This window comes from uncultured Odoribacter sp. (assembly GCF_937966165.1).
GTDB lineage: Bacteria > Bacteroidota > Bacteroidia > Bacteroidales > Marinifilaceae > Culturomica.
Window position 1 is genome coordinate 165,641 of sequence record NZ_CALCLB010000017.1, and the last position, 15,526, is coordinate 181,166.

General features: G+C 39.7%; 12 protein-coding genes and 1 tRNA gene. 10 read left to right on the plus strand and 3 right to left on the minus strand.

The window, feature by feature from the left end:
* The first annotated feature begins 51 nt into the window (after nt 1-51).
* The 9 genes from Q0465_RS08680 (at nt 52) to mutL (ending at nt 9,391) form a co-directional block, all read left to right on the plus strand.
* A complete protein-coding gene (locus Q0465_RS08680) occupies nt 52-1,170 on the plus strand; it encodes a DNA polymerase III subunit delta (protein ID WP_298615141.1) in 1,119 nt (372 codons plus the stop codon).
* 57 nt (nt 1,171-1,227) lie between these two features.
* Complete coding sequence (locus tag Q0465_RS08685; protein WP_298615144.1) at nt 1,228-2,709, plus strand: regulatory iron-sulfur-containing complex subunit RicT; 1,482 nt, start codon at nt 1,228-1,230, stop codon at nt 2,707-2,709.
* Nucleotides 2,710-2,733: 24 nt separating this feature from the next.
* Entirely contained in the window at nt 2,734-3,552 is an 819-nt protein-coding gene (locus Q0465_RS08690) for a rhomboid family intramembrane serine protease (RefSeq protein WP_298615147.1), read from the plus strand.
* 157 nt (nt 3,553-3,709) lie between these two features.
* Nucleotides 3,710-4,639: a rhomboid family intramembrane serine protease gene (locus Q0465_RS08695; protein ID WP_298615149.1), complete on the plus strand. Its 930-nt coding sequence runs from the start codon at nt 3,710-3,712 to the stop codon at nt 4,637-4,639.
* A gap of 21 nt (nt 4,640-4,660) precedes the next feature.
* Complete coding sequence (locus Q0465_RS08700) at nt 4,661-5,734, plus strand: endonuclease/exonuclease/phosphatase family protein (protein ID WP_298615150.1); 1,074 nt, start codon at nt 4,661-4,663, stop codon at nt 5,732-5,734.
* A 77-nt stretch (nt 5,735-5,811) separates the two neighbouring features.
* Nucleotides 5,812-5,888, plus strand: a tRNA-Ala gene (locus Q0465_RS08705).
* Between the two features lie 74 nt (nt 5,889-5,962).
* Complete coding sequence (locus Q0465_RS08710) at nt 5,963-7,045, plus strand: lysylphosphatidylglycerol synthase transmembrane domain-containing protein (RefSeq protein ID WP_298615152.1); 1,083 nt, start codon at nt 5,963-5,965, stop codon at nt 7,043-7,045.
* Nucleotides 7,046-7,188: 143 nt separating this feature from the next.
* Nucleotides 7,189-7,509 (plus strand): hypothetical protein, encoded by a 321-nt coding sequence (locus Q0465_RS08715; RefSeq protein WP_298615154.1) that lies wholly within the window; start codon nt 7,189-7,191, stop codon nt 7,507-7,509.
* 31 nt (nt 7,510-7,540) lie between these two features.
* A complete protein-coding gene (gene mutL, locus Q0465_RS08720) occupies nt 7,541-9,391 on the plus strand; it encodes a DNA mismatch repair endonuclease MutL (RefSeq protein WP_298615156.1) in 1,851 nt (616 codons plus the stop codon).
* An 87-nt stretch (nt 9,392-9,478) separates the two neighbouring features.
* Here mutL and Q0465_RS08725 read toward each other — a convergent pair whose 3' ends face one another.
* The 3 genes from Q0465_RS08725 to Q0465_RS08735 all read right to left on the minus strand — a co-directional run bounded on the left by Q0465_RS08725 (nt 9,479) and on the right by Q0465_RS08735 (nt 13,034).
* Nucleotides 9,479-10,375 carry a radical SAM protein gene (locus tag Q0465_RS08725; RefSeq protein WP_298615159.1) on the minus strand — a complete coding sequence of 299 codons (897 nt, stop codon included), beginning with the start codon at nt 10,373-10,375 and terminating at the stop codon, nt 9,479-9,481.
* A gap of 103 nt (nt 10,376-10,478) precedes the next feature.
* Nucleotides 10,479-11,474: a prenyltransferase gene (locus tag Q0465_RS08730; RefSeq protein WP_298615162.1), complete on the minus strand. Its 996-nt coding sequence runs from the start codon at nt 11,472-11,474 to the stop codon at nt 10,479-10,481.
* A gap of 216 nt (nt 11,475-11,690) precedes the next feature.
* A complete protein-coding gene (locus tag Q0465_RS08735) occupies nt 11,691-13,034 on the minus strand; it encodes a TlpA disulfide reductase family protein (RefSeq protein ID WP_298615164.1) in 1,344 nt (447 codons plus the stop codon).
* Between the two features lie 150 nt (nt 13,035-13,184).
* Here Q0465_RS08735 and Q0465_RS08740 point away from each other — a divergent pair, with 150 nt between their 5' ends.
* Nucleotides 13,185-15,470: an NADP-dependent malic enzyme gene (locus Q0465_RS08740; RefSeq protein ID WP_298615167.1), complete on the plus strand. Its 2,286-nt coding sequence runs from the start codon at nt 13,185-13,187 to the stop codon at nt 15,468-15,470.
* Nucleotides 15,471-15,526 lie beyond the last annotated feature (56 nt).

The following is a 15,526-nucleotide window of genomic DNA, read 5'->3' on the forward strand; positions in this document are numbered from 1 at the left end:
AAACGGGCGATTGGGTGTGACTACAAATCGCCCATTCTAAACGATACAAAAATGTTTAAAGACGTAATCGGACACGAAGAGATTAAGCGACGGCTGATAGCTTCCCTGCAAGCAGGGCGAGTGAGTCATGCCCAGCTTTTTGCAGGGGATACCGGCTACGGTTCTTTAGCTCTGGCTCTGGCTTTTGCCCAATATGTTTTCTGCACAGGCGACAAAAAAGAAGATGCCTGTGGCAATTGTCCATCCTGTAAGCAAATGCAGAAACTCATTCATCCGGATCTCCATTTTGTCTTTCCGGTTGTTCGTAAAACAAAAGCTCCGGTCAGCGATGAATACATCCCTGAATGGCGTATGCTTTTATCCAGAACTGTCTATTTCAATCTCGAAGACTGGTATGCAGAAATGGGCATAGAAGACAATGCGCAAGCCGCTATTTATACGGAAGAAAGCGGTAACATCCTCAGGAAGCTCAACTTGAAATCTTTTCAATCTGATTACAAAATCATGGTGATCTGGTTGCCTGAAAAGATGAATCAGGAATGTTCTAATAAGCTCTTAAAAATCATTGAGGAACCTTATGATAAGACACTCTTTCTATTGGTTTCGGAACATCCTGAACAAATTATCAGCACCATACAATCGCGTACACAACGCATTAATATTCCGCCCCTGACAAAGAACGAAATCCGGCAGCATCTGATCCACGACAAAGGTATCAAAGCTGAAAAAGCAGAAGAATATGCACACATCTCTGCCGGTAACTGGTACAAAGCCCTCTGTTTATTCAATGAAACAGAAGAACAAATTTATAATCAGGAAAAATTTGTCCAATTGATGCGATTATGCTGGGAACGAAAAATGTTACCTGTAAACACTTGGGTAAATGAAATAAACAGTTTAGGAAGAGAACGTCAAAAAAGCTTTTTAGCACACGCACTACGTATGCTTCGGGAAAATTTCGTAAAAAACTTCGGAATTGGGGAATTAAATTATATGACAGAGAGGGAAAGAAATTTCTCTGCCAAATTTTCCCCTTATATCCATGAAGGAAATATCATCCCTTTAACTGAAGAATTTGAAAAAGCCTATAACGACGTCAGCCGCAACGGAAACGGAAAAATTATCTTCACCGATTTATGTATAAAGGTGATGCAAAATATACGGCCCTAAGGGAAAAAACGACAAAAATCCGGCCAAACAAATAAAAATAAGATAAAAGAAAAATGTATGAATAAAAACGATATAATACCCGGCCTATCAGAAGAAAAACCCGAAAATTCCTCCCCTGCTGAAACAAAGCAGAACAATGAGGAAATCCTTTTGGAAGAAAAGCAGGAAGTTATCTCTATTGAAGAAACCTTTGTAACAGACGATAATTCTGATTCAACAGAAATAGCAGAGGAAGACGATGAACCGGAAATGCCCCGGGTTAAATGGGAAAAACAGGAGGAAAAACAGGAAGAAGAACCGGAAAGACAAATACGCAAACAATATAAGCCTTTTATACCGGTTATAGACCATCGCCTGCTTGCAGGGAAATTAACTATATACGACTGGCTGAGTGATATACCGGACAACAGTTGTGCTCCTGAAATAGTAGAGGTACGCTTTAAAAATACCCGTAAAGGCTTCTACAGTAATCCCGCTAAACTGGATTTAAAAGAAGGGGATATCGTGGCAGTAGAAGCTGCTTTAGGACACGATATTGGCATTGTATCTTTATCCGGCGAACTTGTAAGAGAACAAATGCGTATGAAAAAAACGGATTTGAACCGGAATCCGTTGAAAAAGGTATATCGTAAAGCCAAACCCCACGATATTGAAAAATGGCAGCAAGCTATTGCTTTGGAATACGAAACAATGATACAATCCCGTAAAATAGCTGCGGATTTAAAATTAAATATGAAAATCGGAGATGTCGAATACCAAGGAGATAAGACGAAAGCCATTTTCTATTATATTGCAGAAGACCGGGTGGATTTCAGAACGCTGATCAAAGTATTGGCTGAGACTTTCCACATCCGGATAGAAATGAAACAAATCGGGGCCCGTCAGGAGGCCGGACGTATTGGAGGGATAGGACCATGCGGCCTGAAATTGTGTTGTTCTACCTTCATTACCAATTTTGTTTCCGTATCCACATCAGCAGCCCGTTATCAGGATATTTCATTAAATCCTCAAAAATTAGCCGGTCAATGCGGAAAATTGAAATGTTGTCTTAATTATGAAGTAGACGCCTATATCGACGCACAGAAAAATTTTCCATCTGCAAATGTGGCTTTAAATACAGGCGAAGGTATGCTATATCATCAGAAAACAGATATTTTCGGCGGAGTGATGTACTATTCCTTTGATAAGGAAGGTAAAGGAACTTTAATCAAGCTTCCCATAAAGAGAATCAAAGAAATCATTGCCTTGAACCGGAAAGGGGTTATTCCACCGAAAGCCAATGACATCGAAGAAGATGAACCGGAAGATATTAAATATACAGACGGAGTAGGAGAAGAAAGTCTAAATCGTTTCGACGAGAAAAAACAGAAAAAACGCCGCTCAAAAAACAAAAACAACAATAACCGGAACAATAATAATCCAAACAATAGGAATAAAAACAACAATAAAGCTGCAGGGAATACTCCTCAGAATACTGTAAAACCTGTTTCCAAAACGGGAAACAAGCCTGCACAAGCTGGTTCTAAACCAGAACAATAAAATGGAAATAAAAACGGAAAACTTATGAATAATTATCGCCCGTACTCAGGAATAACACCGGCTGTAAAAGTTTTGATCATCATCAATGTACTCATGTATTTTATCACTTTGATGTTTGATAAACGTAGCGGTACAAACCTAGCGAATACTCTTGGTTTACATCTGCCCCAATCGGAATACTGGGCTCCTTACCAATATATTACTCATATGTTTATGCATGGCAGTTTCAGCCATCTGTTCTTCAATATGTTTGCGCTGTTCATGTTTGGACGGGTATTAGAATCGGTATGGGGACCTAATCGTTTTCTGGTTTACTATTTCGTAACCGGGTTAGGAGCAGCAGCCCTTAACAGTGCAGTAGGCTGGTGGGAATATCATAAAATGTACGAACAGCTTTTAGCCTTTCAAAATACACCGGAGCCGGGATTACTGGCAGAATTTATCCGGGCTCATATTTCCCACCCGGCTCCCTGGGTATGGGAACTCATTGACAATTGGACGAACAATCCGTCTTCCCTCCAGTATACCCAAGCGGGAGAAGAAGTTTTCAAAAAGGCTATCACAGAAACAATAAATATTCCGACAATAGGGGCTTCGGGAGCAATTTTCGGTATATTACTGGCTTTCGGAATGCTTTTCCCCAATACAGAGTTATTCCTATTATTTATTCCCATTCCGATAAAAGCTAAATACTTTGTTATCGGTTACGGAGTTATCGAATTCTTTCTGGGTATTCAAAACAGTGCCGGAGACAATGTTGCACACTTTGCCCACCTGGGAGGAATGCTTTTCGGATTTATTTTACTGAAATTCTGGAGCAGAAACCGCCGGAAATTTTACTGATGAAAACGAATTGAAATTCAAAATACAGAAATAACGGAAAAATTAAAACAAAACCCCTAACTTCTGAGGTTTTATTCAGAATATTTCATTTCTCACATGAAAAAGTCCTGATTGATTCTCAGCTTATATATATCAGCCAGGCCATTTAAAAGCGAATATGTATTATCAATACAGACAATCTTCAGGTAATATCGGTGACCGTTTAAAAAAATCCTTTGTAAAAGGTAATGCCCTTACCCGGCTAATCTATATTAATATAGGTATTTTCTTACTGGTCAAAATTATCCATGTCCTTATCATTCTTTTCGGACAAAAATCCGGAGTGGATAATATTATACTGGAAAATCTGGGGATATCCGCCAATCCCAGTTTTTTGCTTACTCACCCGTGGACCGTATTCACTTATATGTTCACTCAATTTGATTTTTTTCATCTGTTATTCAACATGTTGTGGCTATACTGGTTTGGAAGCTTTTTCCTGAAGCACTTCACCCAAAAAGAACTCACGGGAGTATATCTTTTAGGGGGTATATGCGGTGCATTATTATATGTAACAGTTTATAATCTCTTTCCTGCATTTGAACTTTCCCGTTATTATTCCTGGGCAGTTGGAGCTTCGGCATCTGTTATGGCCATTGTTTTTGCAGTTTGCCTTTATTTGCCTCAACAGCACATTTATATCTTTTTAATCGGGCCGGTAAAACTCATCTATCTGGCTCTTTTTACAGCAGCAATTGATATACTCAGCATACCCAGTTCCAATGCAGGCGGGCACATTGCTCATTTAGGAGGAGCCCTTTTCGGTTATTTATTCGTTTTAAGCGTAAAACATAACCGGAACATTGCCGGTAGCACAACTGCATTTTTTGAAAGAATCGGAAGATTTTTTACTCGTCTTTTTACCGATCATAAAAAAATGCACATCAGGCATAAAAAAAATGTAGCTGAAATGAACGACCGGGAGTACAATGCTTATAAAAAACAAAAAGACGACAGAATCAACAAAATTCTGGATAAAATATCCCGTTCCGGCTATGAAAGTTTGACAAAAGAAGAAAAAGAAATTCTTTTCCGATCGGGAAAATAAATACTGTTTACGAAAAAAGGTATGCTCAAACTATTAGATAAACTTATAGGAATAATTACTCTTTTGGCCTTAACCGGTTTATTGGGAAGTTATACGGCCCGTTATATCGATCCCAACACTTTTATCCTGCCTTCTTTATTGGGTTTAGCTTATCCTTATCTACTGATTGCCAATATAATACTCTTTTTATATTGGCTGGCCCGCTGGAAAAAAATGGCTTTTGTACAACTCATTGTACTGGCATTGGGAATACCCGTTTTTCGGACATATTATGGCACTTATAAAGAAAAAAACGGCACAGAGTCTTACGATTTACAGGTATTGTCGTATAATGTCCGTTATTTCGACAGATACGGATGGAGTAAACACAAAAATACCCCGGAAAAACTTTTGGACTACCTGAATCATTTTCCGGGAGATATTATCTGTCTGCAAGAATTTCCGGAGAAAAGTGCTGCTATCGATCCGCAAGACATTATCCGACAGTTATCCTCCTACCCTTACCGGAAAATTAAAAAACACATGGCCATTTTTTCCCGCTCTCCCATTATTGCCTGTAAAGAAATCACTTTTGATAAAAAATACACCAGTTCCTGCATTTTCTGTGATGTTGTAAAATTGAAAGATACCGTTCGTATTTATAATATTCATCTGGAATCTTATAAACTGGGGAAAAAAGAACGGAAATTTGTAAAAGACATTTCAGAAGGAGTCAGCAATGATCTTTCCCAAGGCATAAGAAATCTCACGGTACGAATAAGCGAGGCAAACAAAAACCGGGCAAAACAAGCCCGGCAAATAAAAACAGCCTTACAAAATTCTCCCTATCCGTTTATTGTATGCGGAGATTTCAACGATACCCCTCTCTCCTACACTTATCAAACAATAGAAAACGAACTTCGGGACAGTTTTATCGAAAAAGGAAGAGGACTGGGCAATACCTATATAGGGGAATTTCCCTCTTTCCGGATTGATTATATTCTGCATACGACTGATTTTCAAACAATAAGCTATTCAAGGGAAGCAGTAACCTTATCCGATCATTATCCGATCCAGAGTAAACTGAAAAAAGAGGATGAAAACAGCAAACAATAAATAAAAATAAGAGATGAAATTTCAAAAATTTGATTTTTTCAGTAAAAGGTCTATCTTTGTAGCCGTAAAATATCACTGGGGAATTAGCTCAGTTGGCTAGAGCGCTTGCATGGCATGCAAGAGGTCGTGGGTTCGACTCCCATATTCTCCACCAAACGGACAATGGAAAGCATTGTCCGTTTTCTTTTTTTTTGCTAACTTAGTCCTCTGATTGAAATCCCAAATGCAATGGAAGGAGAACAGCAAATTCTAACCAAAAAAATCAGTCCGTATAAAATTATTTATCCGATTATTATAGGATTGGCTGTTGTATCGTACATGCTTTATAAAGAATTTGATATTAAAGCATTCGAGGAAATTACTTTTACATGGTATTCTGTAGTTTGGTTATTGGTAGCAATCTTATGTATGGCTATACGGGATTTGGGCTATGTCATTCGCATACGGGTTCTTTCAGGGGACCGGCTCAGCTGGTTACAGTCTTTACGCATTATTTTTCTGTGGGAGTTTACATCAGCCGTCACTCCTTCCGCCATTGGAGGAACAAGTATTGCCATTTTGTTTGTCAACAAAGAAGGGATAAAAGTCGGGCGAAGTTCTGCCATTGTAATGGCTACTTCTTTTCTGGATGAATTGTATTTCATTATTATGTTTCCTTTAATTCTCCTCTTTGTCAATCACAACCAGTTATGGAATATACCGGGAGCCAGCACAGCCGTAGTTGACAGTCTTTTTTGGTTTGCTATCGCAGGTTACTCCATAAAACTCCTTTACTTGCTCATACTCAGCTATGGGCTTTTCAGAAATCCCCGGGGGTTAAAATACCTGATCATGAAATGTTTTAAGCTGCGTATATTAAGGAAATGGAGGCAGAACGCCAATGAAGCGGGTTACGACATCATCCGCAATTCCCATGAATTAAAACACATGCCTTTTTCTTTCTGGTTAAAAACTTTCGGAGCCACCTTTTTCTCCTGGACAGCCCGTTATTGGGTAGTGAATGCAATCTTAATGGCTTTTTGGGCCGGACGTTATGATTGGGCACAACATTTTTTGATTTTTGCGCGACAGCTGATCATGTGGATCATGATGTTAGTAAGCCCGACTCCGGGAGGAAGCGGTTTCGCCGAATACGTATTTTCCAAATACCTGGGAGAATTTTTACCCAGTGCAGGAGTTGCGGTAGCTATGGCTATTCTATGGAGGCTAATCAGTTATTACCCCTATCTGTTTATAGGAGCATTTTTGATCCCCAAATGGATAACCAAACATTTTGGAGGAAGTAGTAAAAAAGAAAAGAAAACAGCATAATATTCAGGTTTAAAAAACTGTTCATTTTTAATTGAAGAAATAAACGTTCATAAAAGCAGAACCAAAAGGGAAACGGGCACTAAAATTCCAAACGTTCGTAAAACCCGGTAAAGAAGCTTGACCGAACATAAAATTAATACCCTATGTCACGAATGTTTGAAAGACAGGACCGGCGGACGTTTCATATAAAACCCCGCTACTGGGATCCTGAAAAAGAAGAAAGAGAAGAACGTGAAAAGAGAATCAAAGCAGAATTAGGCATTGACGAAAAAGATAAAGATACTTACATTCCCAATGTAAGGGGACGTTTTACAGAAATTTATGAAAAACGGAAAGCTAACCGTAGAGGCTACAACGGAAGATACGCCGTGCGTCTATTCCTGATCCTGATTGCCGTTTTTTTAATTATTCTTTATTTAGTCATGCGTTATTCCGAAGGAGATTTAAAATTTTTAGGATTATAAATCTCCGGTCATTTTAACAGCTATTTATTTTATGTCAGATATTATACAGTTATTACCCGATTCCGTCGCTAATCAGATTGCTGCCGGAGAAGTTGTACAACGACCGGCTTCTGTCGTGAAAGAATTGATGGAGAATGCGATCGACGCCGGTGCCGATCATATTCAAGTGATATTGAAAAATGTAGGAAAAGCTATTATCCAGGTTATTGATAACGGAAAAGGCATGTCGCCTATGGATGCCCGTATGGCTTTCGAAAGGCATGCCACTTCTAAAATAGCCTGTGCTCAGGATTTATTTAATATACATACTCTGGGGTTCAGGGGAGAAGCACTCCCTTCCATCGCCTCTGTCGCTGAAATAGAATTAAAAACCCGCCGCCAGGAAGACGAACTGGGAAGCTATGTGCATATATCAGCTTCCGAATTAAAATCACAGGAATCTATCAATACACCTTATGGTACAAACATCTGCGTAAAAAATCTTTTCTTTAATATTCCCGCCCGGCGGAAATTTTTAAAGTCTGATACGACAGAACTACGCAATGTCATTAATGAATTCCTCCGATTATCCCTCACTTATCCCGGTATTACTTTTTCCCTGATAAACAACGGAAATGAAATTTATAACCTGCCCGTCAGCGGATTAAGACAACGCATTGTAAATGTCTTCGGGAAAAGTATCAATACCCGCTTACTCAATATCAATTGCGATACGGAGCTCATTTCGATAAAGGGATTTGTGTGTAGTCCGGAACATGCCAAAAAAACTTACGGAGAACAATATTTCTTTGTCAATAACCGCTTTATGAAACATAACTTTTTTCACAAAGCGGTCATGGAAGCTTATTCCGGTCTGATCAGCGCAGACAGTATCCCGTCCTATTTCCTTTATTTCACCGTTCAACCGGCACAAATAGATGTAAATATTCATCCGACAAAAACCGAAATAAAATTTCAGAACGAATCTGACTTTTTTCAGATATTATTAGCCGGAGTAAAAGAAGCTTTGGGGAAATTCAATATTACCCCCCCCTTAGACTTTGACAAAGAAGGGGATATCGGGTACAATCCCCCAACTCCCTCTCCGGCTCCTTATGTTCCTAAAATTAATTACAATCCGAATTATAATCCGTTCAATTACAAATCAGGTATCAGTATCGAAGAGTCGGATTTTGAAAAACCGGTGACTTCTTCTTCCGTTCATACGAAAGAAAAGGTACCCGCAAACTGGGAATCTCTTTTCGAAAACCTGAAAGAGAAACAGGAAAACCAGCAGATGACGCTTACAGGCATGGACATTCCGGAAGAAATAACCCCGAACCATACCGCCTTTATACAAATGAAAGGACGTTATATTGTCACTCCTGTTCATTCCGGTTTAATGTTTATCGATCAGAAAAGAGCTCACGAACGAATTCTATTTGAACAATATACCCATAACCTTTGTACAGAAAAAGTAGCCGGACAAAAAAATTTATTTCCCGAAACGCTGGAACTCTCGGCAGGGGACTTCGCGCTTATTCAGGAAATCAATGGCGATTTGGAATACCTGGGATTCGAATTGAGTGAATTCGGGAAAAATTGTTATGCGATTTATGCGACTCCTCCGGACCTTTCCTGCTCGAGAGCAAAGGAGGTCCTGATCCAATTAATCGATCATTATAAAAATACAGAAGGCGAGATTAAACAGAAAATGAAGGAACGTATTGCTCTTGCTTTGGCAAAAGCGACTGCAATTCCTTATAATACCCTTTTAACAGCGGCTGAAATGAATGACATTTTTGATAATTTATTTGCCTGTCAACATCACAATTATACGGCCGACGGAAAAAGTATCATTCATATTCTCAATTTTGAAGATGTAAACAGTTGGTTTAAATGATTTTAAACCAACTCTTCCCTTCAAAGCCGAACAAGGCTACTGCTGTCCGAAAAGAAAATTTTAACTACTCCATTACCGATATTATTTCTACTTTACCCTTAATTTCAAACCGGCCCGGATGGTATCGAACTTTAAATCCAGCAGGCTCCTCATTTCTCCTGCCATACAAAAACCACAGCGATCGCAAAGGCCCGCCGCTTTTCCCTGACATTCTGCCAATCTTTGCCCATCGGGTAAAATAAAATTAGATACCCAACATTGTTTCCGGAAATGATTATGCCGCATTAAGCGCAGGCCTGATACAGAATTCATAATGGGGTAACCGGCTTTCTTTAACCGTATCACTTCATCTATAATCTCTGCCCGTACTCCCCAGTTTACCATTAAGTTCTCCGTCCCTTCAAAAGGGGTATGAAAATTTATTGATATTAACTGAATATGAGGATTACTCCGCACAAATTCTATCGTTTCCCTGACAGAAGGATGATTCAGCCGATTTACAACCATATTGACACTTAAGGCCGGATGACCGCATTCACTGATATTTTTAATCAAACGGGCAAAAGTACCTTCTCCACGGATCTGATCGTGATATTTTCCAATACCATCCAAACTGACCCATATCGAATCCGCTTCACATCCTTTAAAAGGGATCTGGGCATTTGTAGTGACTGTGACAGAAAAAAATCCAATTTTCCGGGCTAATCTCACTAAATCATTAATATCTTTTTCCCCGTCTTTCCAAATCATAGGTTCTCCTCCCTCAAAATCTACAAACCGGGCCCCTTGAGCAAAAGAATACGCAAGTTCCTCCTGTATCTGTCCGTATGTTTTAATATGCGGATGTTCTTTCCGGTAAATACTACAATGCCGGCAAGCCAAATTACATTGATCCGAAATAAACAAAACGGTCTGTAAAGGCTTCTTTACTTTTCCAAATTTAGCCCGGAAAAACCAGGAAGAAAGATACATTAATCGTCCCATATTTTTAAATCCTTTTTATTTTAGCCGATAAAAAGCGGCTAATTTTTCCCATACATCCATTCCCAATGAAATGCCAGCCGGCTATAAATACCTACCGAAGCAGCTATACTTTATATACCACATTCAATATCAGAATAACCAGACAAAAGAAAGAAAGCAAATTACGGGCCAAATACCATCGAATCATAAACCATTCAATTCCCGCCCCTTTTATTCTTTCCCAATTGTTCATCGGCCCCATCCAAAAATAACGGTTAATTTCTTTACCCGGACAACGTATATATTGTAACATGAAGTAAAATAACCCAAAAGCCATAGGAAACACCAACATCACCCACCAATAGTAAAGTGGCAGACAAAAAGTTATAATCCCAAAGATGATAAACCCAAAAGGCAAAAACAGGAAACCGGTTAAGATCCACAACATCGCCTTTTTATTATTCAACAATACGGCCAAAGTCATTTTACCGACTTGTTTGTCCGGTTCAAAGTCCATTATAGAATGAGTATACAGAATATTTGCTACCAGTAATCCTACCGGTACAGATACCAGAATAACAGAAATATCCAATTGTCCGCAGGCAGAATAATAAACACCTGCCATCAATAAAGGACCGAACATAAATCCGACCTGTAACTCACCCAATCCCCTATAACTCAAACACAAGGGATTACCGGAATAGGAAAGTCCCAAAAAAGCGGCAATCAGACCTATATAGAAAATAACCTCTCCTCTTTTGAAAAACAGCACAATACCAATAACGGACGCCAACAGACAAAATACCATGCAAGCATTCCGCAATTGCCGGACTGTAGCGGCGCCAGAAGTCAGGTAACTACATTTAGCAATGCGGGCCCGTATACCAGCCCGGGCCATTTTATCCCGATAAGCCGTCTCCTTTCTTCGATAATCAAAATAATCATCCCATAAATTTAAGCCCAAATGTCCCAGAGCTACGCCCAATACAGCTAAAACGGACAAACCCACAGAAAAACCCGGCTGACGGAAAGCCATGACAACAGCTAATAAAGCCGGCATTAAACTCTGCGGCAACGCATTAGAACGTGAATTCCGAATCCAGAAACGAATTGTATTCATTTTCTTTATTTTAAAATCAGTTATCCCCTTTCAATCAGATTTTGCAGACAGCTTATTTTAAAGATTTGCCTTTCACTGACATTGTGGCTTTCCGGGCATTTACAATTTAAGACCCTTCTTATTTTTCTGCAAAGGACGGCTTTTTTCAGCAATTAACAAAGTATTCTTTCTGAAGATACAACATATTCCCCCAAAACTCTTTTTAATTCCAACAACTTACAGAACTTGCTGTAAAAGACGGGCAGTAGCCGGATCTGCCGGAGAAGTCATATCTGCTTTTACAATCTTCCCTTCAGGATCAATGAGGACAAAATAAGGCAATTGACGGACCTGATAAAAATCAATTTGTTGCATAACGTCTTTTCCAAACAGTTGAATACCGTGTATCTCGTGAAGAACCATAAATTTCTTCCAAACCTTTTCTTCCTGATCCGTAGAAATACCGATAAAACAAATAGGTTTATTTTTCCATTTCCGCTCCATTTCTTTCAGGGAAAGCAAACTTTTGACGGAAGAAGCACAAGACGTATTCCAAAAACACAGGTATACAAATTTTCCCCTGAAATCCCTGAGCCGGATATCAACTGAATCAGCATTTATACAATTAAAATCAAAAGCAGGCGCCCCGGAAGCTTTTTTTCGCCACTTTTCACATAACTGTCTGAAACGTTCTCTTTTTTCCGGATTTTTTACTTTTGCTTCATAGTAAGGCAATAACTGTTCCAAACGTTCTATCCCATTCCGACTGACGTAATCAGAAATATAATGATCTGTCAGGAACTCTGCAAGTTGTGGACGGGCAACCGAATGGTGTATGCATTCCAATTCTGCCAGCAAAATTTCAAAATCAGTGTTTCCGGAAAGTCCGTTATTGCTATATGCTTCTACCCATCCCAATAAAGCCTGACGGTAATCCTCGTATTCCAGTAATCCTTTTTCCTGCTTAATTAAAATCCGGAGGTAATCTCTGTATACTTCTGAAGGCTTATAGGTGTCTGTACGTAAAGTTTTCGCATGCTTTTCCGGATATTTTCCCAAATAACCGAAAATAGTATATTTAAATTTTTCTTTTACTAATCCGGTAAAAAAAGAATCCAGATGTAAAGAATCGATTTTGCGGTCGTATTGCTGTTTTACAGCTTCCAAAGAACGCATAAAAGTATCTTCGTCTAAAGTATAATCCGGTACAAAATCCGTTTCCCCATATTTACCGTTTAAAATCTCATTTTTTAAAGCCCCTGCTCCCCGAAATTCTGCGCCCAGTGAATGCGGAAAAAGATTAAGATAAATATCCAGGTTTTTTTCTGGTTCCAGGTATAAAAACAACCGGTATCTTCCATATTGTAATAATCCTTGCGTAGGGATAGAAAGCGGCAGGTCATTTATTTCCGCAAAACCTGCAGAATCTATAACAAAAGGATAAGTATTCTCCCCTATCCTCAGGACCGGAATAATCCCCGCTTCTTTCCCGTCCACTTTCATCCGGATGAAAGAAGAATCGGAAGATTGACAAGTCCAGAAAAAGGAAATAATAAAAATACAAATCCACAATTTGAACATACCTGCTTTTTTACAAGAACAAAACTATTATATTTCTCTTTCAAAACCATAAGGTTACTATTAATTTTATGGAGAAAACAAAACTATTTCAATCAAATAAAACAAATCTCCGTAAACATTTATAAACTTGTAAAATTATTCAGAGTAAAAATGGACAAAAATGAAGCACTCCGGTATCACGCAGAAGGGCGCCCCGGAAAAATAGAAGTTATTCCGACAAAACCCCATAGTACCCAACACGATCTTTCCCTGGCCTATTCCCCGGGAGTAGCAGTCCCTTGCCTGGAAATTCAAAAAAACGCTGCAGATGCTTATCGTTATACGGCTAAAAGCAATCTGGTGGCAGTTATCTCGAACGGAACTGCCGTATTAGGACTAGGGAATATCGGAGCAATCTCCGGAAAACCTGTCATGGAAGGGAAAGGATTACTTTTTAAAATATTTGCCGATATTGATGTATTCGATATTGAACTGGATACAGAAGATGTAGATAAATTCATCGAAACAGTAAAACTCATTTCCCCTACATTCGGGGGAATTAATCTGGAAGATATCAAAGCCCCGGAATGTTTTGAAATCGAACGACGGTTAAAAGAAGAATTAAAAATTCCTGTCATGCATGACGATCAGCATGGAACAGCTATTATTTCCGGAGCCGGTTTATTAAATGCCCTGGAACTGAACGGGAAAAAAATCCATGACATAAAGGTAGTGGTGAATGGAGCCGGAGCTGCTGCCATTTCCTGTGCCCGTTTTTACCGAGCACTGGGCGTAAAAAAAGAACATATTCTCATGTGTGACAGCAAGGGGGTAATCAATACCCGCCGAACCCAACTGAATAAAGAGAAACAGGATTTTATCGTAGATACACCTTTTAATACATTAACAGAAGCTTTGGTAAATGCCGATGTTTTCTTAGGACTTTCTGTCGCCGATATATTAACCGAAGAGATGATCCGCAGTATGGCACCGGATCCGATTGTCTTTGCTCTTGCCAATCCCGATCCGGAAATTACTTATGAGAAGGCGATGCATTCCCGGAAAGATATCATTTTTGCTACCGGTCGTTCCGATTATCCCAATCAAATCAATAATGTACTGGGATTTCCCTATATTTTCAGAGGAGCTTTAGACGTACAGGCCAGTGGAATCAACGAGGAAATGAAATTAGCTGCAGCCTATGCCATAGCAAATTTAACCAAAGAAGCAGTACCCGAAAGCGTGAAAATGGCTTACAATGAACCAACCTTATCTTTTGGTAAGGATTATATTATTCCCAAAGCCTTGGATAACCGGTTGATCAGCCGCGTAGCCCCGGCTGTAGCCAAAGCAGCCATCCAATCGGGAATTGCCCGGAAAATTATCCACGACTGGGAAGCATACGGCAACGAACTGGAAAAGCGCATGGGACACGATAATCGGCTGATGCGAATAATGATCAGTAAAGCCCGTTCTAACCCCAAACGCATTGTATTCGCCGAAGGAGAGAATTTGAAAATTCTTTCAGCTGTGGAAGAAATCATCAGTGAAGGGATCGCTCACCCGGTTCTCATCGGCAAGCAGGAGGTTATCCTCCGGAAGATCAAAGAAAACAAACTGAATATTCCGGCTCCGGATATTTTTGATCCCCAAGAGGAAACAGATGCATTGGAAAAATATACGGAACTCTATTATGTCCGCAGGCAAAGAGCCGGGATACTCCCGGAAATAGCCCGGAAACACATGCAGGACCCGAATTACATCGGACTTACAATGGTAGAAAACGGGGATGCCGACGGTTTTATCGGCGGTATACAAACCCCCTATAGATCTTTGTTGAAAATTGCAAAAGAAGTGATCGGACTCCGGGAATGTTGTCCCTATGCAGCCGGCATGCATATTGCTGTAACCCACAAAGGGACTTTCTTTCTGGCCGACACAACTGTAAACAGCCACCCCTCAGCAGAAACATTAGAATGCGTCACCGTTCTGACTTACGAATCCGTAAAGCAATTCGATATAGAACCTGTCATCGCACTAACCTCCTATTCCGATTTTGGGGAATACAAACTGGGAAGTCCGGCTCAGATACAAGCAGCAATAGAACAAATTCACCGGAAATACCCGGAAATCCTCGTAGATGGAGAGATGCATGCTTCAGTAGCTTTCAATAAAGAATTAAGGCAAACTACTTTTCCTTTTTCAGCATTAGGCGACAAAACAGTCAATACAATCATTTTTCCCAACCTGAGTTCCGGAAGTATCGGACTTGGTATCCTGAAAGAATTGGGAAATCATGACATAATTGGTCCCATACTTTTGGGAATGAAAAAACCGGTTCATATCCTCCCTATGGACTGTCGTATACGAGATATTGTATATCTTACAGTCCTGGCAGTATGCGACGCTCAAAAAAAGCAAGCCGTTAATTTCTGCCGTATGGAAAACCGGGGATAAAAGAAAGAACCCGGTATAGTACCGGGCTCTTAGGCAAACGCCATACTTATTAATTT